Origin of the sequence: Paraclostridium benzoelyticum (genome assembly GCF_001006285.1) — a bacterium.
Classification (GTDB): domain Bacteria; phylum Bacillota; class Clostridia; order Peptostreptococcales; family Peptostreptococcaceae; genus Paraclostridium; species Paraclostridium benzoelyticum.
The window spans coordinates 1-21,023 of the sequence record NZ_LBBT01000221.1 but is presented as its reverse complement, the minus strand read 5'-3'; the positions used below and the strand labels follow the sequence as shown (position 1 = coordinate 21,023).

Sequence of the window (21,023 nt, the reverse complement as noted above, 5' to 3'; positions counted from 1 at the left end):
ATATTCTGTTTAAAAATACAAAAGAATAAAACGAATAAAAAACATATAAAATATAAAAATATTCGCTATTTCTATTGATTAAAACCGAACTATATTATATAATTAACATGTAAGGTAAGTTAAAAGACGAACGAAATTATAATTATATTTTATAAAATAAGGAGGAAGGATATGCAAGCAGCGCAAACTTCAAATAATAAGAAATCTATGTTAGATAGAGTTTTCAAATTAACAGAAAACAACACGAACGTAAAAACAGAAGTTATAGCAGGAATGACAACATTTATGACGATGGCATATATACTAGTTGTAAATCCTAGTATATTAGGAGATGCTGGTATGGATAAAGATGCTGTATTTGCAGCAACTGCAATAGCAGCATTTATAGGAAGTTGTATAATGGGATTTTTAGCAAATTATCCAATTGCTTTAGCACCAGGTATGGGACTTAATGCATTCTTTGCATACACAGTAGTTTTACAAATGGGATATAGTTGGCAATTTGCATTATGTGCAGTTTTAATAGAGGGAGTAATATTTATATTATTAACAGTAACTAATGTAAGAGAAAAGATCATAGATTGTATACCTGGAGTTTTAAAACATGCAGTTACAGCAGGTATAGGATTATTCATAGCTTTTATAGGATTAGTAAATGCAGGTGTGGTAGAAGGTGGAGGAGCTATATTGCAGCTTGGAAATATGCAAAGTCCAACAGTATTACTAGCTATATTAGGACTAGTAATAGCAGCAGTATTACTTTCTAAAAATGTTAAAGGAACTTTCTTATTGGCTATGGTAGTAACTACAGCTATAGGGATTGTAGCGGGATTAGTACAATTACCAAACGCTTTAGTTTCATCAGTTCCATCATTAAAGCCAGTATTTTTACAAGCATTTTCAGTTCCAATGAATCAAATATTTAGTTTAGACATGTTAGTAGTAGTATTTACATTTTTATTTGTTGATCTATTTGATACAGTAGGTTGTTTAGTTGGAGTAGCATCAAAAGGTAACATGTTAGATGAAAATGGGAAATTACCAAAAGCTAAACAAGCACTATTTGCAGATGCAATAGCAACTACTACAGGATCTTTACTTGGAACATCGACAGTTACAGCTTATGTTGAGAGTGCAGCGGGGATAGGAGAAGGTGGAAGAACTGGATTAACAGCAGTAACGACAGGAATATTATTCTTACTATCGTTATTCTTTGCTCCAATATTTACATCAATACCACCACAAGCTACAGCACCAGTACTTATATTAGTTGGAGTTATGATGGCAAGTTCATTACTTGAAATAGATTTTAGTGACTTTACAAATGCAATACCAGCATTTTTAACATTTGCAATGATGCCTTTAGCTTATAGTATAGCAGATGGTATTATATTCGGAATAATATCATTTACAATATTAAAATTATCTACAGGAAAGAGAAAAGAAGTTAATATATCACTAATATTCTTATCAATAATGTTTATACTAAAGTTTGTATTATTATAAAATATAATTAAAATGATCGGATAAATTAAATGCTGAGATTAATTTTAAAATTGATTTCAGCATTTTTATTTTAAATATAAAAAAAGGTTAAATACATATACAACTATATGTACTTAACCCTTTTTTATACTTAGCTTTAGATTTTAGAAGTTATCAGCTTTTATTTCATAATATCCTTGAGGATGTTTACATGCTGGACATACTTGTGGAGCTTCAGTTCCTACATGAACATATCCGCATACTGTACATACCCACTCATGAACTTCTGGTTTTTCAAATACTATATTTTCTTCTATATTTTTAGCTAATCTTAAGAATCTATCTCTATGATGAGCCTCAATTGAATGTATATGCGTAAATGAAGAGGCTATCTCTTCAAAACCTTCTTCTCTAGCTTCTTCAGCAAATTTTAAATACATTGTATCTTCTTCATCTTCGCCTTTTGCAGCACCTTTTAGATTTTCTAAAGTAGAACCCATTCCAACACCATAAGAACCTGTTACTTGAACATCATTTCCAGTAAAATCATTTAATAAATATCTAAAGAATATCTTAGCATGCATTTCTTCGTTATGAGCAGTTTCATCAAATATATCACCTATTTGAACATATCCTTCTTTTCTAGCTATTTTAGCGTAAAATTGATATTTATTTTTTGCTTGAGATTCTCCAGCAAAAGCATTCATTAAATTTTGTGCAGTTTTAGTTCCTTTTAAAGATTTCATCTTTAATTCATCTCCTAAGTATAAAATTTATTTTTAATTATAGTAAATAAATACCACTTTAATTTAGCTTAAAACAAAATAATTATTTTTCATATAAAGTTGTAATTTTACAAATTGATAGAATTTTGAATGAAATTCATAAATATGTAAATCATATTAGATAGTAAATTTTGTAAGATGGAGGGCTAAAGATGAAACTATATGGAGTTTTGATAACTAGTATATTTATATCAGGTTTTTTAATAATTGGATATGCTAGTACTTCAGATAAAAACTTAAATTCAGTTGAAAAAAGTGCAAAAGAAGTAGTATATGAAAATAAAGAAAGTAAAACTGAAAAGTTAACAGAAAAGGAAGCTATTGATTTAGTTAAAAAATATATGAAAGAAAAAAATATGTATATACCTAATTTTGTAGAAGTAGATAGCAAATCTAAAGACATATATACAATACATGCATATGATGTTATTACAAATGAAGAAGAAAGCCATGTTGCTACAAGTGGATGGTTTGAGGTTAATGCTAATACAGGTAAAATAAAAGATATAATGAATGAGTAGCGATTTTGAATAACTAATAGTACAATTAAAATATAAACTTAATAGGAAGTGATATTTTGGATAGTATTAAAAAGAAATCTATAATATTTTGGTTTATTGATTTAGTTTATGCTATTGTATTTGGATTAATAATAGGCGCTGATTTAGGGTTTGATGTAACTAAAAAATTAAATAAGTATTTTGGATAATTAAATTACACAAAAAAGGAGCAATCTAGAAATAGATTGCTCTTTTTTGAGGTTTAAATAAAAATACGAACAAAATTAAAAATAAGGTTGATAATATACGTATAATGGTATATTATTTAAATATAAAGTTCGTTATATATAACGTATATTCAAAAAAACAAAAAAATATATATACGTAAAAATAGGGAGGATTATGATGAAAATAGCAGTAGTTATGGGTTCAAAGTCAGATTATCCAAAGTTAGAAAAAGGAATAGAGCTTTTAGAAATGTTCGGAATAAAAGTTGTAGCAAGAGCACTATCAGCACATAGAACACCTAAGCAATTAACAACTTTTTTAAATGAAATTGAAAATGATACAGATGTAATAATAGCAGCTGCAGGAAAAGCGGCACATTTACCAGGAGTAATAGCATCACATACTTTAATACCTGTAGTAGGATTACCAATAAAATCATCTACAATGGATGGGTTAGATTCTCTTCTTTCAATAGTTCAAATGCCACAAGGTATACCAGTAGCTACTGTAACTATAGATTCAGGAATAAATGCAGCATTAATGGCAGCACAAATAATGAGTATAAAATATCCAAATATAAAAGAACAATTGAAAAGTTATAGAGAACAAATGGAACAAAAAGTATTAGACGATGATAAAAACTTAAGGGGGTAATTGAAATGTTATTATACGAAGGAAAAGCAAAACAAATATTTAGTACAGAAAATGAAAATGAGTATTTAGTTTATTATAAAGATGATGCAACAGCTTTTAATGGAGAAAAGAAAGCTTCAATAAACTCAAAAGGAATTTTAAATAACAAGATTTGTACAGTTATGTTTGAGATGTTAGAAAAAGAAGGTATAAGTACACATTTCATAAAAGGTGTATCAGATAGAGAAATGATAGTTAAAAAGGTTGAAATATTACCACTTGAAGTAATTGTAAGAAATATAACTGCTGGATCATTTTGTAAGAGATATGGAATAGAAGAAGGTATTGCACTAGATGAACCTATATTTGAACTATCTTATAAAAATGATGATTATGGAGATCCGATGCTAAATGATGATCATGCAGTTGCTATGAAACTTGCAACTAGAGAGGAAATAGCATTTTTAAAACAAGAAACTTTAAAAATAAATGAAATAATGAAGAAATTTTTCTTAAAGTTAAACTTTAAGTTAGTAGATTTTAAATTAGAGTTTGGGAAAGATGAAAATGGAAATATAATACTGGCAGATGAAATATCACCAGATACTTGTAGATTATGGGATGTAGATACAAATGAAAAATTTGATAAAGATAGATTTAGAAGAGATTTAGGTGATTTGGTTGAAGGGTATACAGAGGTTTTGGCTAGGATAGAAAATTAATCAGGGGGATATTTAAATGTGCGGTGTAGTAGGAATATACTCAGATAGAGATATATCTAAAGAATTGTATTATGCGTTATACTCGATACAACATAGAGGTCAAGAGAGCTGTGGAATATCTGTTTTAAATGATGGTCAAATAAACCATAAAAAAGACATGGGTCTTGTGGGTGATGTTTTTAAATCTAGTGAGTTAGAAAAGCTAAAAGGAAATATAGGAATAGGACACGTAAGATATTCAACTGCAGGAGGCAGCAGTTTAGACAATTGCCAGCCACTTGTAGGAAGATGTAGAAAAAGACAGTTATCAATAGCTCACAATGGAAATCTTGTTAATGCAAATTATCTAAGAAATATGTTAGAAGAAGAAGGGTATATGCTTCAATCAGATTCGGACACAGAAGCTATCCTTTGTATATTAGCTAGATACTATAAAGGTGATATAGTTGAAAGTTTAAAAATAACAATGGACTATATAAAAGGTGCATATTCATTAGTTGTATCAAGTAGTGAAAATGAACTTGTAGCAGTTAGAGATCCTCATGGGTTTAGACCATTATTATTAGGAAAAAAAGATGATATGTATATAGTAGCATCAGAAGACTGTGCAATAAATATTTTAGGTGGAGAAGTTATTAGAGATATTGAACCTGGAGAGATAGTAGTTATAAAAGACAATAAATTAACTTCTTATCATTATAGAGAAAATTATAAGCCTGTTAAATCAAGTTGCATATTTGAACATATATACTTTGCAAGAAATGATGCAACTATAGATAATGTAAACGTATATGAGTTTAGAGTTAAATGTGGAGAAATTTTAGCTAAAGACGAAAAAATAAAAGTTGATATAGTAGTACCCGTTCCAGACTCAGGATGGGGTGGAGCGATAGGATATTCAAATGCTAGTGGAGTTAAACTTACAGAAGGATTAGTAAAAAATAGATATGTTGGAAGAACATTCATAAAGCCTACTCAAAAAGAACGAGAAATAGGAGTTAAAATAAAGTTAAATCCTTTAAGCAATGTAGTAAAAGGTAAATCAATAGTTTTAGTAGATGACTCTATAGTAAGAGGAACAACATCTAAGCAAATTGTTAAATCATTAAAAGATGCAGGAGCAAGAGAAATTCATTTAAGAATAACGTCACCACAAGTAACACATTCATGTTACTACGGTATAGATACTCCGCATAGATCTAATTTAATAGCATCTAAAAATAATTTGGATCAGATAAGAGATTATATAGGTTGTGATACATTAAAGTTTTTAAGCATAGAAGGAACTTTAGAAGCAGCGGAAGATAAAACGACTTTCTGCAAAGCATGTTTTGATGGAAAATATCCTGTTGAAAAAATTGATGAGGGGGAACTAATATCATGTTAACATATAGAGCTTCAGGTGTAGATATAGATGAAGGAAACAGAGCTGTAAATCTTATAAAAGATAAGATAAAAGGAACATATGATAAAAATGTTATAGGAGATTTAGGAAACTTTAGTGGGTTATATAGTTTAAAAGATTTTATAAATATGGATGAACCTGTATTGCTATCTTCTACAGATGGAGTTGGAACAAAATTAAAACTAGCTCAAATGATGGATATTCATAATACTGTAGGTATAGATTTAGTAGCAATGTGTGTCAATGATCTTATATGCCAAGGAGCTAAGCCATTGTTTTTCTTAGATTATATAGCTACTGGAAAATTAATTCCTGAGAAAATAGATGATATAGTATCTGGAATAGTGGAAGGATGTAAGAAGGCAGAATGTGCTCTTATCGGAGGAGAGACAGCCGAGATGCCTGGTATGTATTCAGAAGATGATTATGATTTAGCAGGTTTTTCAGTAGGGATAGCAGATAAATCTAAAATAATAAGTGGTCAAGATGTTAACTCTGGAGATACATTAATAGGAATATCATCAAGCGGAATACACAGTAATGGATATTCATTTATAAGAAAAATATTTCTAGAAGAATATAAGTATGAACTAACTGATTATATAGAAGAATTAGAAATGACTTTAGGAGAGGCTCTTCTTATTCCGACAAAGATATACGTGAAACTTGTTATGGATTTAATAAAAAAATATGAGTTAAAAGCTATAGCACACATAACAGGTGGAGGTGTTATAGAAAATATCCCTAGAGTTATACCAAATGGATTAGGTATAGATATAGAAAAAAATTCTTGGGAAAAACCAGCTATATTTAAAATGATAGAAAAGTTTAATGCGATAGATGAAGTTGAGCTTCATAAAAGTTTCAATATGGGTATAGGACTTGCAATAGTAGTAGATTCAGATAAAGCAGAGGAAATAGTTAGCTATTTAAATGAAAGTGAAAAACAAGCATATATAATTGGAAAAGTTGTAGATACCCATGAAGGAGTAAAGCTATGCTAAACATTGCTGTTTTAATATCTGGAGGAGGAAGCAATTTACAAAGTATTATAGATGGATGTGAAAGTGGATATATAAATGGAATGGTTAAATTAGTTATCTCTAATAAGGATAATGTTTATGGATTAGAAAGAGCAACAAAACACAATATCAAAACTTTTGTAGAAAAAGAAGATGAAAAAATAATAGATTTACTAAATAAAGAAAATATTGACTTAGTTGTTTTAGCAGGGTATTTAAAAATTATAAGCCCTAAATTTGTAGAAGCTTTCAGAAATAAAATAATAAATATACATCCATCATTAATACCTGCATTTTGTGGAGCAGGATATTATGGGAAGAAAGTTCATGAATCTGTAATAAGTTATGGTGCAAAGTTAAGTGGAGCTACTGTGCATTTTGTAGATGAAGGAGCAGATACAGGTCCAATAATAATGCAAAAAAGTGTAGAGGTTAAGGTTGATGATACCCCACAGAGTTTAGCTGAGAGGGTACTAACAGTGGAGCACGAGATACTTAAAGAAAGTGTAAGACTATATTGTGATAATAAGTTAACTGTAAATGGAAGGGGAGTAATTGTAAATGACTAAAAGAGCATTAATAAGTGTAACAGATAAAAGTGGTGTAGTAGAGTTTGCAAGAAGCTTAAATGAATTAGGATATGAAGTAATATCAACAGGAAATACATTTAAAACTCTGAAAGAAGAAGGATTAAAAGTTATACAAATAGATGAAGTTACAAACTTTCCTGAGATATTAGATGGAAGAGTTAAAACATTAAATCCATATATCCATGGAGGAATATTATACAAAAGAGATAATGAAAAACATGTTAACACAGTTAATGAGCATAAAATAGGAGCAATAGATTTAGTAGTAGTAAATTTATATGATTTTGAAGGAAATTTAAAAGATAACAAACCTCATGATGTAATGATAGAGAATATAGATATAGGTGGACCATCTATGATACGTTCAGCAGCTAAAAATTATAAAGATGTTTTAATAGTAGTTGATACAAAAGACTACGATTCTATAATAGAAAGCTTAAAAGCTGGAGAAGTATCATTAGAAGATAGAAAAAAACTAGCATATAAAGCATTTTCAACAACTGCTAGATATGATGCATTAATATCAAACTATTTCAGAGAGCAATTAGAAGATAAGTTCCCTGAAAGTCTAACAATGACATTCCAAAAAGAAGATACTCTAAGATACGGGGAAAATCCTCATCAAGGAGCAGTATTATATAAACAGTCTAATGCAAAAAATCCAATATTAAATTATGAACAGTTAAATGGTAAAGAACTTTCTTTTAATAACATAAATGACCTACATGGATGTTTAGAAATAATGAGAGAGTTTAAAGACAGTGAACAAGTAGCTTGCGTAGCTATAAAGCATACAAATCCATGTGGAGTAGCAGTAGCTAAAAATAGCTTTGAGGCTTACACAAAGTGTTATGAGGCAGATAAAGTATCTATATTTGGGGGAATTGTAGGATTTACATCTGTAGTAGATGTAGAAACTGCTAAAAAATTAAATGAAATATTTTTAGAAATAGTGGTAGCTTATGATTTCACAAAAGAAGCACTTGAAGTTTTAACTCAAAAGAAAAACTTAAGAGTATTAAAATTATCAAATATAGAAAATAGTCTTCAAGGATTTGACCTTAAATACTTAGATGGCAAATTACTAGTTCAGGATAGAGATGAAAAATTAGCTAATGAATACAACTGTGTTACAAATCAGATAGCAGATGAACAAATATTAAAAGATATGGAATTTGGAATGAAGATAGTTAAAAACATGAAGTCTAATGCAATAGCTATAGTAAAAGATGGACAGACGCTAGCTCTTGGATGCGGTCAAACTTCAAGAATATGGGCATTAAAAAATGCTTTAGAAAATAATCAAGATAAAAACTTTGAAGGAGCAGTGTTAGCATCAGATGCATTTTTCCCATTTGATGACTGTGTGAAGTTAGCTAATGATTATAAAATAAAATCTATAGTTCAGCCTGGAGGATCTATAAAGGACCAAGATTCAATAGATGCTTGTAATGAAAATGATATGGTTATGGTGTTTACAGGAATAAGACACTTTAAACACTAGGAGGTAAATACATGAAGATTTTAGTTGTAGGATCAGGTGGAAGAGAGCATGCGATTTGCTATAGTTTGTTAAAAGGAAAAAAAGTTGAGGAAATTTACTGTGCTCCTGGTAATGCAGGAATAAGTGAAATCGCTCAGTGTTTAAGTATAAAAGATAATGATATTGATAATTTATATAAATTTGCTAAAGAAAATAAAATTGATTTAACTATAGTTGGACCAGAAGTTCCATTAGTAGATGGAATAGTAGATAAGTTTGAAAAAGAAAACTTAAGGATATTTGGACCGAATAAAAAGTGCTCAATGTTAGAAGGTAGTAAAGCTTTTTCAAAAGAGTTTATGATCAAACATGATATTCCAACTGCAAAATTTAAAGAATACATGGACTTAGATGAAGCTATAAATGAAATTGATTCATTTGGATATCCGGTAGTTATAAAAGCTGATGGTTTAGCGGCAGGTAAAGGTGTTGTAATAGCCAAGGATAAAGAAGAAGGTATAAAAGCTTTAAGAGAAATGATGAGTGACAAGAAATTTGGGAGCGCTGGAGAAAAAATAGTTATTGAAGAATTTTTAAAAGGAATAGAAACATCTATACTAGCGTTTGTTGATAATAATACTATAGTACCTATGGAAAGTGCTAAAGATCATAAAAAAGTTTATAACAATGAAGAAGGACCTAACACAGGGGGAATGGGGACATTCTCTCCAAGTAATATATACGATGAGCAATTATCTCATATAGTAAAAAAAGAAGTTTTAGATAAGACATTAAAAGGATTTAAATATGATAACTTAAACTATAAAGGTATTTTATTTATAGGACTAATGATAACAGAGGATGGACCAAAGGTATTAGAATATAATGTTAGATTTGGCGATCCTGAAACACAATCAGTACTTTTAAGATTGGAAACAGATTTAATTGAAATAATAGAAGCTATTTTAGAAAATAGATTAAATGAAATTCACATAAAGTATGATGAAAAAAATGCAGTATGTGTGATGTTAACATCAGGTGGTTATCCTGAAAGTTACGAAAAAGGTAAGGTTATAACAGGCCTTGATAAAGTGGATGAAGATATAGTTATATTCCATAGTGGAACTAAAATAATAAATAATAAACTAGTTACTAATGGTGGTCGAGTTATAGGAATTAGCGCAAAAGGAAACTCACTTGAAGAAGCTAGTAAAAAAGTTTATGAAAACATAGAAAAGATAAAATTTGAAGGCATGCATTACAGAACTGACATTGGAGTATTATCAAATTAGTATAAATATACTTAAATAAAAAATTATGGGGGTATACTATGACTACTAGTAATAGTTTGAAATCTACTGTAAAAAGAATATTAGTTGAGAAAAAACAAGGATTTGACTTAGAAGCAAAACATCTAAAATGTGAAATCGAGGATAGTTTACATATAGATGGAATAAAAAGTCTAAGACTTTTAAATAGATATGATATAGAAGGAATAGAAGAATATGTATATGAAAAAGCAGTTAGAAACATATTCTCTGAGCCTAATACAGATAATGTATATCAAGAGGAAGTAACCATAAATGCAGATGATAAAGTATTTGCAATAGAATATTTACCAGGACAATATGATCAAAGAGCTGATTGGGCAGCTCAATGTATTCAAATTATAAATGAAGGTGAAAGACCTATAATAAATACTTCAAAGCTAGTAATAATCAGTGGAGATATAACAGATGAAGATCTTAAACAAATAAAATCATATTGCATAAACCAAGTAGATAGTAGAGAAGCTGACTTAGAAAAACCTGAAACCTTAAAAATAGAAACTGAAATACCTACAAGTGTAGAAACTATAGATAAATTTATAAACTTAAGTGATGAAGATTTAATGGAATTTATGGATTCTATAGGACTTGCTATGACATTTGAAGATTTAAAGCATGTGCAAATGTATTTTAAAAATATAGAAAAAAGAAATCCAACTATAACTGAAATAAAGGTATTAGATACTTATTGGTCAGATCACTGTAGACATACTACATTCATGACTAAAATAGAGGATGTAGTTATAGAAGAAGGCAAGTACACTGATGTTGTAAAAGAAGCATATGATATGTACTTACAATCAAGGGATTATGTATATGGAAAAACAGATAGAGATATTTGTTTAATGGATATAGCAACAATTGCTATGAAGGAATTAAGAAAATGTGGCAAATTAGAAGACTTAGATGTAAGTGAAGAGATAAATGCTTGTAGTATAAATATTGATGTTGATATAGATGGTAAAAAAGAAGAATATTTAGTAATGTTTAAAAATGAAACACACAACCATCCTACAGAAATTGAACCTTTTGGAGGAGCGGCTACTTGTTTAGGAGGAGCTATAAGAGATCCTTTATCAGGTAGAAGTTATGTTTATCAAGCTATGAGAGTAAGTGGAAGTGCAGATCCAAGAACATCATTAAAAGATACATTGCCAGGAAAGTTAATGCAAAAGAAAATAACCACAGAAGCAGCTAATGGGTATAGCTCTTATGGAAATCAAATTGGACTTACAACAGGTCAAGTAGCAGAAATTTATGATGAGAATTTCGTAGCTAAAAGAATGGAAATAGGGGCTGTAATTGCAGCAGCGCCAAAAGAAAATGTAATAAGAGAAACTCCTCAAAATGGAGACGCTGTAATATTATTAGGTGGAAAAACTGGAAGAGATGGATGCGGAGGAGCTACAGGATCATCAAAAGAACACAGCGAAAAATCTTTACAAACATGTAGTGCAGAAGTTCAAAAAGGTGATGCACCAAATGAAAGAAAAATACAAAGATTTTTTAGAAACAAAGAAGTTGCACAAATGATAAAAAGATGTAATGACTTTGGAGCTGGTGGAGTTTGTGTAGCAATTGGAGAAATAGCAGAAAGTATAGATATAAACTTAGATCTAGTACCTAAAAAATATGACGGATTAGATGGAACAGAGTTAGCTATATCTGAGTCTCAAGAGCGTATGGCTGTAGCAATAAAAAAAGAAAATATAGATAAGTTTATAGAAATGGCTATAGAGGAAAACTTAGAAGCTACTCATGTTGCAAATGTAACTGATAGCGGAAGAGTTAGAATGTATTGGAATGGAACAGCTATAGTAGACATGTCTAGAGATTTTATAGAAACGAATGGAGTAAAACAAAAAATAAATATAAAAGTAAGAAATGTTGAAGAAATGTCTTTATATAAGTCAGAAGAAAATTTAGAAATAGCAATAAGTAGTGAATGTAGATTAAAGGATAAATTTATAAATAATATTACTGACTTAAATGTTTGCTCACAAAAAGGTCTTGTTGAAAAGTTTGATAATACTATAGGAGCAAATACTGTGTTGATGCCATTTGGAGGTAAGTATCAAGCTACTCCAGCTCAAGGTATGGTTGCAAAAATACCTGTTTTAAATGGAGAGACTAATACATCTACAATAATGACATATGGATATAACCCGAAGATAGGAAAAGAAAGTCCATTCCATGGTGCGCTTTATGCAGTTGTAGAATCTGTGTGTAAAGTTGTGGCTATTGGGGGTAACTTTAGCAATATAAGACTTACTCTACAAGAATATTTTGAAAAACTGGGGATAAGTGAATATAAGTGGGGGAAACCATTTTCAGCATTACTGGGGGCATATTATGCTCAAAATAAATTACAAATACCTGCAATAGGTGGAAAAGACAGTATGTCAGGAACTTTTAAAGACATAGATGTACCTCCAACACTAGTTTCATTTGCTGTTGATACTGTGGATGCAAAACAAGTGTTATCCCCAGAATTTAAAAAATCAGATTCAACAGTAATAATGTTATTAACAAATGTGTTGGAAAATAAAGTTATAGATTTTGAAGAATTAAAGAAAAATCTTTCAAAAATAACAGAGCTTATAGAAAATAAAAAAGTACTTTCTGCATATTCAGTAGGTTATGGAGGGATAAGTGAAGCTATAAGCAAAATGAGCTTTGGAAATAAGATTGGATTTAAATTTAATAATGAAAATAATATAAATGATCAATTGTTATTTAATGCATCTTATGGAAATATGATTCTTGAATTAAAAGGAAATGATGTAGATGTAAACGAGTTATTGAAAGAGTTGGATGGATACAACTATCAAATATTAGGAAACACTATAGAAGAAAAAAATATAATCATAGAAGATGAAAGCATAGATATAGATTATTTATATGATAAATATAACGGTGTTTTAGAAAGTATATTCCCTGTTAAAACTGAAGAAATAAAAGAAAAAATAGAAACTATAAACTTTTTAAGCACTGAAGAAAGAAGAAATAGTGTTATAAGCTTAGCTAAACCAAAAGTATTTATACCAGCTTTCCCTGGAACTAATTGTGAATATGATTCAGCAAGAGCATTTGAAAAAGCAGGAGCCAAAACATCAGTTAAAGTATTTAAAAACTTAACTTATAAAGATATAGAAAGCTCTATAGATACTATGGTAGAAGAAATTAAATCATCTCAAATAATAATGTTACCAGGTGGGTTCAGTGCAGGAGATGAGCCAGATGGATCAGGTAAATTTATTGCAACGGTATTTAGAAATCCTAAAATTGCTGAAGCTATAAATGAATTTTTAAACAATCAAGATGGATTAATGTTAGGTATATGTAATGGGTTCCAAGCTCTTATAAAATTAGGATTAGTGCCTTATGGAGAAATAAGAGATATAAATGAAAGCTGCCCAACTCTAACTTATAATAAGATAGGAAGACATCAAGCTAAAATGGTTAATACAAGAATTGCATCTAATAAATCTCCTTGGTTGTATGATACAGAAGTTGGTGATATTCACAGTATAGCAATCTCACACGGTGAAGGAAGATTTGTAGCGAGTGAAGATGTAATGAGAAAATTAATACAAAATGGACAAATTGCAACTCAGTATGTAGATTTTGAAGGAAAAGCAACTTATGATATAGAGTTTAATCCAAATGGATCAACATATGCAGTTGAAGGTATAACAAGTTTAGATGGAAGAGTATTTGGAAAAATGGGTCATTCAGAAAGAATTGGAGAGCAAGTTGTTAAAAACATCCTAGGTGAAAAAGATCAAAAGATTTTTGAAAGTGGAGTTAAATATTTTAAATAAAAATATATAAGGTATCTCAAAGTAAACATTATAGTACTTATTTTGAGGTACCTTTTTTCGTTTAAACAAATGATTTTTACTAAAATGATGTTGAATGAATATGCTATGTTATGAATGTAAAGAAGTGTCTAAAAAATATATAGAGGAAATTTATCGATTAATGGAGAATAAACTTAAGTAAAGTAAGATATTTGGGTATTAGTGTATATACATATATAAAGTGAAATTTTTATATAATTTTCGACAAGTTTTTCAAAATTAATATGGTAATATATATATGCCATACGCGGAGGGTATGATATGGAAATAAAGGTTTGTGACACTTTATGTTATCAAGGAAGTGCAAAATACAATGAAGATATAATAGGATTTAATCCATTTGGAGCGTGGGTTTTAGATGGAGCTACTGGGCTAAATAATAAAAACCTAATTTCATGCAAAAGCGATGCAAATTGGTATGTAAACTGGTGGAATAATTACTTACACAAAAACATACATAATGAAATGACTTTAAAAGAATTGATGTTTAATGGAGTTAAATGCATAAGCGATGAATATTATAAAAAAGTTGATAAGAATGATATTGATAGATTAGATACTCCATCCAGTTCTATTGCGGTTATAAAATTTTATAATAATAAACTAGAGTATTTTTTACTTGGAGATTGTACGTTTTATTTTAAATTAGGAAACAAAAACTATTTAATAAAAGATCGAACTTTATGTGTTTTAGATAAATTGGTTTATGATGAAATGGAAAAATTGCCTAATTTGGAGAGACTTACATTTGAAGAAATAAAAAATAGTGTGATGAGCACAATAATAAGCAATAGATTGAAAAAGAATACAAAAGATGGATACTGGATATTAGATTTTGATGAAAATGCTATAGATAATGCTATAAATGGATTTATAGATATAAAGGATAATATAAAAATAATGCTTACAAGTGATGGATTTTCATGCATTAGTGATAGATATAAAACAATAGAAGAAGAAAATTTAATAAATGAGGTAGAAAAATATGGAGCAGGAGAAATTTACTCTAGACTTAGAAATATAGAGTTGGAAGACTTTTCAACAACTAAATTTCCAAGATTTAAAGTAAATGATGATTCCTCTTGTGTATATTTAGATATAGATTTTAGCTGATAATTGAAGGGAGAACTATGAAAATACTACATATAATAACACAAAAACCAAATAGCACAGGTAGTGGTATTTACATGAGTGGAATGATAAAAGGGTTTAAAAATATGGGATATAAACAAGGGGTAATAGCAGGAATAGATAGTGATGACCCAAAAGAATGTTTTGGGGAAGATATAAAGTTTTACCCTGTAACTTATAATACAAAAGAGGTCCCTTTTAACGTTGTAGGGATGAGTGATGTAATGCCATATAATAGTACTTTATATAAAAATATGAGTGAAGATATGGTATTTAAATTAAAGGATGCATTTAAAAAAAGGATAGACGAAGCTATTAAAGATATAAAACCTGATTTAGTAATATGTCATCATTTATATTTAATAACTGCATTTGTAAGGGAAATTATCAAGGATATACCTGTAGTAGGAATTTGCCATGGAACATGTTTAAAGCAATTTCAAAGTAATGAATTAAAAAGTAGTTATATAAAAAATAATATATGTAACTTAGATATGATATTTTCGTTGCACAATGAGCAAAAGAAAGAGATTGAAGATATATTTAATATAAGTGAAGATAAAGTATATACTCTTGGAAGTGGATATGATGAAAATATATTTTTTGATAAAGAAATAGATAGTGATACTATCAATATTACTTTTGCAGGTAAAATTTGCAGATTAAAGGGTGTGGAGTCTTTAATAAAATCACTAAATTATATAAGTTATAAAAAAGATATTATAAAAATAAATATAGTTGGGGATGGAAGTAATGAGAAAGAATTTAATTCTATTAAAAAGCTTAGTGAAGAAAGTAAATTTGATATAAAGTTTTTAGGAAAAGTAAAACAAAATGAATTAGCAGAAATACTTAGAAAAACTCATATATTTATGCTCCCATCATTTTTTGAAGGGTTACCTTTAGTAGTTATAGAAGCTTTAGCAAGTGGGTGTACTGTTATAACTACCGATATACCGGGGGTTAGTGAATGGATTGGAGAATATATAAACACATCAGGTAAAATTAAATATATAAATTTACCTAAAATGCGAAAAATTGCTGAACCTTTTGAAGATGAACTTCCTGAATTTGAGAAGAATTTGGGTATTGAAATAGATAAAATGATAAATAATATACTTGAATTTAACGTTCGAAATAAACATTTAAATATGGAAGATAAAACATGGACAGGCTTATGTAGAAGACTAGAAGATTCAATATCAAAAACATTAGGAGATATAAAATAAGTGGACAAATGATTACAAAGGAAATGACCTTATTAAGTATAGTTGAAAAATATCCTAAAACAGAAGATGTATTTCATCAATATGATAAAATTATAGGAGAATGTTTATTGTGCAACAATTTATTTGATACAATTGAAACTGTATCAAATAAATATAAGATTAATCTGGATAGTATTTTAGAAAAATTAAATATAGAATAGATTTTGATAATAAAAAAACATATAAGTTAAAAATTTATATGTTTTTTATTATTTTATAATTGGCATTTGACAATAAATGAAAATGTAAGTAAAATTAAATTAGCAAATGCCAATTATAAAATATAGGGAGATGAATTTATGTCAACATGCAACACATGTCCATCTAATAATGGGTGCACAAAAGATAAAGATAATTGTGGAGTTAAAAATAATCCTTTAAATAACGTAAAAAAAGTTATCGGGGTTATGAGTGGAAAAGGAGGAGTAGGAAAGTCTTCTATTTCGGCTATTATAGCAAAACAATTGAATCAATTAGGGTATAAAGTAGGGGTTTTAGATGCAGATATAACAGGACCTAGTATTCCTAGACTTCTTGGAGTTAGTGAAAAAAAAGCAACTATGGCAGAAGATATGATTTTACCAGTTAAGACAAGTTGTGGAATTAAAGTGATGTCATTAAACTTTCTTACAGAAAATGAAGCAGACCCTGTTATATGGAGGGGCCCTATGATTTCAGGGGTTGTTGAACAATTTTGGAAAGATGTTCTTTGGGGAGAACTTGATTATCTAGTAATTGATATGCCGCCAGGTACAGGAGATGTTGCTTTAACTGTAATGAACTCAATTCCGATAAGTGGAGTAGTTATGGTTTCAGTACCACAAAATCTTGTTTCCATGATAGTTTCAAAGGCTGTAAATATGGCTAGAAAAATGGATATTAATATATTAGGAGTTATTGAAAATATGAGTTATATAACTTGTCCTGAATGTGATAAAAAAATAAGATTATTTAATGGAGAAAATACGGATAAATTTCTAGAAGAAATGAACTTAAAATTATTAGCAGAATTACCTATGATAAATGGGATAAATAATTTAAGTAATGGAAATACAGAAGATGAAGAAAATAATCTTAAATTAGTTTTTGAGCCTATAGTAAAAGATATAATAAGTGATTTAGAAAATATTCAAAAATAGCAATTTCATATAGTTAGAACAGACAACTTATCCAAAATGTGGTAAAATTATTATTCGGATATAAACTATTAATGTGATATTATCACATATAATTTATTTAAAATAGGGTAATATTATTTAATGAAAAGTTAAGCTAAAAAAGATAATAATATAGATTATTTAAATAATATAAAAAATTGGAGGATAATAAAATGATAAAACCATCAGAATACCATAAACAAGGATATACATGTGCAGAGGCTATAATAAAATCATATAATGAAGAACATAACACTGATATTCCAGTTGCGCTAGGAAGTGGAATGGGAACAGGCGTTACAGTTGGAAGTTTATGTGGAGCTGTAAATGCAGCTGTATTAGTATTGGGATATATAAAGGGTAGAGAAGATAACTCTCAATCAAACGATGCTAGAGCTTATTCAAGAGAATTGATGAATAGAGTTAGAGAAAAATACAATACTGAGATATGCTTAGACCTAAAGAAAAATAAGGTTAGCTGTTCAGAAATAATAGATTTCTCATATGATGCATTAAAAGAAATTTTAGCAGCATAAAAAAGATGACATTTAGTCATCTTTTTTTATAGATTAATATTTTTTTCTTTTATTCTTTTATTTACATATCTAGATAATAGCGTGTAAATTACACTAAAAAGAGGAACTCCTATTAAAATACCTAAAACACCAAACATAGAAGAACCTACAAATATAGGTACTAATATCCAAAATGAGGATAGTCCTATAGAGTTACCCACAACAAATGGATATATTAAGTTACCTTCAATTTGCTGAATTACAAGCATCATTATTAAATAATATAATGCCGTTATAGGTTTAACCATAAATATAATAAAAACCGAAAGGGCAGTTCCAATAAATGTTCCGAATATAGGTATTAAAGCAGCTATTGCTACTATAGTACTAATAAGCAATGCATAAGGCATACTAAATATAGTCATACCTATGAAACATAAAACACCTAATATAGCACCATCCATACATTGTCCAGCTATAAATTTTGAGAATTTAAATTCTACTAAATGAGAAATTTCTACTAACTTATTTGCATATTTTTCATCTAAAAAAGCGAAGGTAAATTTTTTACATTGAAGTAAAAGCTTCTCTTTACTTAAAAGTATATAAATTGCAATTATAAACCCTATAACAAAATTAGTTATCGCAGATGTAACACCAACTGTAAATCCTAATATATTTGAGATAAAATAGTTTGCAAATTTAATTACAAAACTTGAAACTTTATCTAATCCAGATAAGATATTAGCATGAATACTATCTGGAATATTTATATGTGAAAAATAATTTGTAACATAAGATTCTAGTGAATCTATATACTGAGGAACCGCACTTATTAAACTAGAAGTACTTTTACCTAATTGAGGAATCACAAAGTTTACAAATGAGTTCACTAATACAAATAAAATAAGTAAAGTAACTAAAAGAGATAATGCTCTTGCTAAAGCTTTTGGATTTTTTAATTTTGTCTTTTTTAAATATGGTTCTATAACTTTATTTTCAAAAAACTTCATAGGAATATTTATTAAAAATGCTATTGCTATACCTATTATAAAAGGTTTCGATATAGAAATTAGGTGAAGAAACATATTTGCAACAGATTTTATATTTAAAAGTAAAAAAGATAAAATTATTATATAAGTTGAGAGTAAAATTTGATTTTTAAATTTGAGATTTTTCATAAAATTACAACTCCTTTCATAAATTTATAATTATACAATCAGTATACAGTATAAAAGTATTTTTTAAAAATCATATTACATATATTGGGAAAAAATTATGATAAAATTAATTATATAAAAGGATTATTTTAATTAGGAGGTGATGCAGTTGAACACTTATTTAGGAATAGATGTTGGAGGAACTTCTATAAAGTATGGAGTTTACGATAAATATGGAAATGAAGTAAAAAAAGGGAAAGATAAAATAAGAACACCTAAGTATGATATGTCAAAGTTTATAAAATCAATAAAATTAATAATGGATGAATGTGGACCTGTAGAGGGAGTAGGGCTTAGCGTTCCAGGATGTGTGAATCCTAATAGTGGATACATACAAGATGGAGGATCTATACGAATATTAGATAAAGTAAATATAAAGTATATTTTAGAAAAAGAGTTAGAAATAAAAGTAGAAGTAGAAAATGATGCAAATTGTGCATTATTAGCTGAAAAATGGATTGGAAATGCAACTGAATGTAGCAATTTTGTATGTATTACATTAGGTACTGGAATAGGTGGAGCTTTGTATATAAACAATGGATTAGTAAGTGGGAATAATTATTTTTCGGGAGAATTTGGATATATGATTCTAGATAATATACATGAAAAATATAGACTAAAAACTTTGAATAAAACTAGCTCAACTGTATCATTTGTCAGAGAAATAGCTAATAAAAAGGGCGTGAATTCTAGAAGTTTAGACGGAGTTTCCGTATTTGATATGATTCAAAATAAGGATGATGAAGTTTTAGAATTATATAAAATGTGGATAAGAAGAATAGCAATTTGTATTTATAATGTGGGGTTTATAGTTGATCCAGAAAAAATTCTTATTGGAGGAGGAATAAGCAATCAACCTATTTTTATAGAAGATTTGAAATCTGAAATGAAAAGACTTTCTATAGAGCTTATAAAAGAAACCGGAAAAATTGAAAATTTATATAAAAAATGGAATATTGGACCTTGTAAGTTTTTTAATGATTCAGGTCAAATAGGAGCTATATATAATTATATAGTTAGAAATGAAATTTAGAAAATACATGTTTATATGAATTTTACTTATTATGTATAAATAACCACACTTATAACAATAATGGTAGATAGAGTTAAATTTATTGAGGAAAGGGTGTTTATTTAGATGGAAATTTTAAAAACTAGAAAGTTAAAAGAATCAGTTTTTTGTGATAACTGTGAAAAAGAAAGAAAGCATACTATAGTAACATACCAAAATATCAATGAAAATAACGAAGAGTGCATAGTTGAAATGAGAAGATGTAAAGCTTGTGGAAAAGAGCAGTCACTAATGTAATTTATTACTTAAATGTATATAAAAAGGAAAAGACTATCTATTAAGATAGTCTTTTCCTTTTTATTCGATACATCTAAAATTTATATGCATATAGCCCTCAAATGCAGGTTGAGATTGGATTTCAGTTATTATACATTTTTTTATATGACCATCCAATAGTAAATCAACACTAAGGTCATTATTATCTTCTACAAATCTTAAAAAAGGAGTTTTAGGTATTTGGATAGGGATGTCTTGCTCAAGATTAGGACCATAAATCAATCCTAAAATATAACCGGATTTTCTTAGCTTTTTATTGTTTTGACTTAAATCTCTTTTAAATACTTCTAACATAAATTTCCCCCTAAAAATTTTTTATAGCTTAAAAACTATATTAAAT

General features: G+C 28.5%; 21 protein-coding genes. 18 read left to right on the top strand and 3 right to left on the bottom strand.

All coding sequences use genetic code 11. From position 1 onward, the window contains the following. The first annotated feature begins 171 nt into the window (after positions 1-171). Positions 172-1,506, top strand: a complete 1,335-nt coding sequence (locus tag VN21_RS10975; RefSeq protein WP_084822090.1) for an NCS2 family permease — start codon at positions 172-174, stop codon at positions 1,504-1,506. A 143-nt stretch (positions 1,507-1,649) separates the two neighbouring features. Here VN21_RS10975 and rbr read toward each other — a convergent pair whose 3' ends face one another. Further along, positions 1,650-2,231, bottom strand: a complete 582-nt coding sequence (gene rbr, locus VN21_RS10970; protein WP_021428250.1) for a rubrerythrin — start codon at positions 2,229-2,231, stop codon at positions 1,650-1,652. Positions 2,232-2,422: 191 nt separating this feature from the next. Between rbr and VN21_RS10965 the strand changes: the two genes are divergently transcribed. From VN21_RS10965 to VN21_RS10900, 15 genes are all read left to right on the top strand, one after another. Beyond that, complete coding sequence (locus VN21_RS10965) at positions 2,423-2,791, top strand: hypothetical protein (RefSeq protein ID WP_046823314.1); 369 nt, start codon at positions 2,423-2,425, stop codon at positions 2,789-2,791. A 56-nt stretch (positions 2,792-2,847) separates the two neighbouring features. Next, positions 2,848-2,979, top strand: a complete 132-nt coding sequence (locus tag VN21_RS19270) for a hypothetical protein (RefSeq protein WP_021431614.1) — start codon at positions 2,848-2,850, stop codon at positions 2,977-2,979. Between the two features lie 196 nt (positions 2,980-3,175). Next, positions 3,176-3,652 (top strand): 5-(carboxyamino)imidazole ribonucleotide mutase, encoded by a 477-nt coding sequence (gene purE / locus VN21_RS10960; RefSeq protein WP_084822088.1) that lies wholly within the window; start codon positions 3,176-3,178, stop codon positions 3,650-3,652. Between the two features lie 5 nt (positions 3,653-3,657). Continuing rightward, positions 3,658-4,353, top strand: coding sequence for a phosphoribosylaminoimidazolesuccinocarboxamide synthase (gene purC / locus VN21_RS10955; protein WP_084822086.1), 696 nt, complete (start codon positions 3,658-3,660; stop codon positions 4,351-4,353). A gap of 16 nt (positions 4,354-4,369) precedes the next feature. Next, complete coding sequence (gene purF / locus VN21_RS10950; RefSeq protein WP_046823311.1) at positions 4,370-5,740, top strand: amidophosphoribosyltransferase; 1,371 nt, start codon at positions 4,370-4,372, stop codon at positions 5,738-5,740. Beyond that, positions 5,734-6,762: a phosphoribosylformylglycinamidine cyclo-ligase gene (gene purM, locus VN21_RS10945; RefSeq protein ID WP_046823310.1), complete on the top strand. Its 1,029-nt coding sequence runs from the start codon at positions 5,734-5,736 to the stop codon at positions 6,760-6,762. The genes purF and purM overlap by 7 nt, the downstream gene beginning before the upstream one ends. Then, positions 6,756-7,349, top strand: a complete 594-nt coding sequence (gene purN / locus VN21_RS10940; protein WP_046823309.1) for a phosphoribosylglycinamide formyltransferase — start codon at positions 6,756-6,758, stop codon at positions 7,347-7,349. The genes purM and purN overlap by 7 nt, the downstream gene beginning before the upstream one ends. Next, entirely contained in the window at positions 7,342-8,874 is a 1,533-nt protein-coding gene (purH, locus tag VN21_RS10935; RefSeq protein ID WP_046823308.1) for a bifunctional phosphoribosylaminoimidazolecarboxamide formyltransferase/IMP cyclohydrolase, read from the top strand. The genes purN and purH overlap by 8 nt, the downstream gene beginning before the upstream one ends. An 11-nt stretch (positions 8,875-8,885) precedes the next feature. After that, positions 8,886-10,145 (top strand): phosphoribosylamine--glycine ligase, encoded by a 1,260-nt coding sequence (gene purD / locus VN21_RS10930; protein ID WP_046823307.1) that lies wholly within the window; start codon positions 8,886-8,888, stop codon positions 10,143-10,145. Between the two features lie 38 nt (positions 10,146-10,183). Continuing rightward, positions 10,184-14,005 (top strand): phosphoribosylformylglycinamidine synthase, encoded by a 3,822-nt coding sequence (locus VN21_RS10925; protein ID WP_046823306.1) that lies wholly within the window; start codon positions 10,184-10,186, stop codon positions 14,003-14,005. Between the two features lie 300 nt (positions 14,006-14,305). Continuing rightward, on the top strand, positions 14,306-15,157 hold the full coding sequence (locus VN21_RS10920; RefSeq protein WP_046823305.1) for a hypothetical protein: 852 nt from the start codon (positions 14,306-14,308) through the stop codon (positions 15,155-15,157). 17 nt (positions 15,158-15,174) lie between these two features. Then, the gene (locus VN21_RS10915; protein WP_046823304.1) at positions 15,175-16,404 is read left to right on the top strand and encodes a glycosyltransferase family 4 protein; all 1,230 of its coding nucleotides are present in this window, start codon (positions 15,175-15,177) and stop codon (positions 16,402-16,404) included. Positions 16,405-16,412: 8 nt separating this feature from the next. Continuing rightward, positions 16,413-16,604, top strand: a complete 192-nt coding sequence (locus VN21_RS10910) for a hypothetical protein (protein ID WP_046823303.1) — start codon at positions 16,413-16,415, stop codon at positions 16,602-16,604. A 138-nt stretch (positions 16,605-16,742) separates the two neighbouring features. After that, positions 16,743-17,582 carry an Mrp/NBP35 family ATP-binding protein gene (locus tag VN21_RS10905; RefSeq protein WP_046823302.1) on the top strand — a complete coding sequence of 280 codons (840 nt, stop codon included), beginning with the start codon at positions 16,743-16,745 and terminating at the stop codon, positions 17,580-17,582. 191 nt (positions 17,583-17,773) lie between these two features. After that, on the top strand, positions 17,774-18,136 hold the full coding sequence (locus VN21_RS10900; RefSeq protein ID WP_046823301.1) for a C-GCAxxG-C-C family (seleno)protein: 363 nt from the start codon (positions 17,774-17,776) through the stop codon (positions 18,134-18,136). Between the two features lie 26 nt (positions 18,137-18,162). Here the strand turns inward: VN21_RS10900 and VN21_RS10895 are convergent, their stop codons facing one another. After that, complete coding sequence (locus VN21_RS10895; protein WP_046823300.1) at positions 18,163-19,296, bottom strand: AI-2E family transporter; 1,134 nt, start codon at positions 19,294-19,296, stop codon at positions 18,163-18,165. 148 nt (positions 19,297-19,444) lie between these two features. On the opposite strand from VN21_RS10895, the gene VN21_RS10890 reads away from it, so the two are divergent. Together VN21_RS10890 and VN21_RS18675 are read left to right on the top strand one after the other, a co-directional pair. Next, a complete protein-coding gene (locus VN21_RS10890) occupies positions 19,445-20,368 on the top strand; it encodes an ROK family protein (RefSeq protein WP_046823299.1) in 924 nt (307 codons plus the stop codon). Positions 20,369-20,473: 105 nt separating this feature from the next. Further along, positions 20,474-20,644, top strand: a complete 171-nt coding sequence (locus VN21_RS18675; protein WP_021431629.1) for a hypothetical protein — start codon at positions 20,474-20,476, stop codon at positions 20,642-20,644. A gap of 60 nt (positions 20,645-20,704) precedes the next feature. Here VN21_RS18675 and VN21_RS10885 read toward each other — a convergent pair whose 3' ends face one another. Beyond that, on the bottom strand, positions 20,705-20,977 hold the full coding sequence (locus VN21_RS10885; protein WP_046823298.1) for a hypothetical protein: 273 nt from the start codon (positions 20,975-20,977) through the stop codon (positions 20,705-20,707). Positions 20,978-21,023 lie beyond the last annotated feature (46 nt).

Bases quoted from the DNA above. Each gene is read 5' to 3' on its own strand.
- VN21_RS10975 (WP_084822090.1), top strand. From the start codon at position 172: ATGCAAGCAGCGCAAACTTCAAATAATAAGAAATCTATGTTAGATAGA.
- VN21_RS10900 (WP_046823301.1), top strand. From the start codon at position 17,774: ATGATAAAACCATCAGAATACCATAAACAAGGATATACATGTGCAGAG.
- purD (WP_046823307.1), top strand. From the start codon at position 8,886: ATGAAGATTTTAGTTGTAGGATCAGGTGGAAGAGAGCATGCGATTTGC.
- VN21_RS10910 (WP_046823303.1), top strand. From the start codon at position 16,413: ATGATTACAAAGGAAATGACCTTATTAAGTATAGTTGAAAAATATCCT.
- VN21_RS10885 (WP_046823298.1), bottom strand. From the start codon at position 20,977: ATGTTAGAAGTATTTAAAAGAGATTTAAGTCAAAACAATAAAAAGCTA.
- VN21_RS10920 (WP_046823305.1), top strand. From the start codon at position 14,306: ATGGAAATAAAGGTTTGTGACACTTTATGTTATCAAGGAAGTGCAAAA.
- purM (WP_046823310.1), top strand. From the start codon at position 5,734: ATGTTAACATATAGAGCTTCAGGTGTAGATATAGATGAAGGAAACAGA.
- purN (WP_046823309.1), top strand. From the start codon at position 6,756: ATGCTAAACATTGCTGTTTTAATATCTGGAGGAGGAAGCAATTTACAA.
- purH (WP_046823308.1), top strand. From the start codon at position 7,342: ATGACTAAAAGAGCATTAATAAGTGTAACAGATAAAAGTGGTGTAGTA.
- rbr (WP_021428250.1), bottom strand. From the start codon at position 2,231: ATGAAATCTTTAAAAGGAACTAAAACTGCACAAAATTTAATGAATGCT.
- VN21_RS10925 (WP_046823306.1), top strand. From the start codon at position 10,184: ATGACTACTAGTAATAGTTTGAAATCTACTGTAAAAAGAATATTAGTT.
- VN21_RS18675 (WP_021431629.1), top strand. From the start codon at position 20,474: ATGGAAATTTTAAAAACTAGAAAGTTAAAAGAATCAGTTTTTTGTGAT.
- VN21_RS10965 (WP_046823314.1), top strand. From the start codon at position 2,423: ATGAAACTATATGGAGTTTTGATAACTAGTATATTTATATCAGGTTTT.
- VN21_RS10915 (WP_046823304.1), top strand. From the start codon at position 15,175: ATGAAAATACTACATATAATAACACAAAAACCAAATAGCACAGGTAGT.
- VN21_RS10905 (WP_046823302.1), top strand. From the start codon at position 16,743: ATGTCAACATGCAACACATGTCCATCTAATAATGGGTGCACAAAAGAT.
- VN21_RS10895 (WP_046823300.1), bottom strand. From the start codon at position 19,296: ATGAAAAATCTCAAATTTAAAAATCAAATTTTACTCTCAACTTATATA.
- purC (WP_084822086.1), top strand. From the start codon at position 3,658: ATGTTATTATACGAAGGAAAAGCAAAACAAATATTTAGTACAGAAAAT.
- purF (WP_046823311.1), top strand. From the start codon at position 4,370: ATGTGCGGTGTAGTAGGAATATACTCAGATAGAGATATATCTAAAGAA.
- purE (WP_084822088.1), top strand. From the start codon at position 3,176: ATGAAAATAGCAGTAGTTATGGGTTCAAAGTCAGATTATCCAAAGTTA.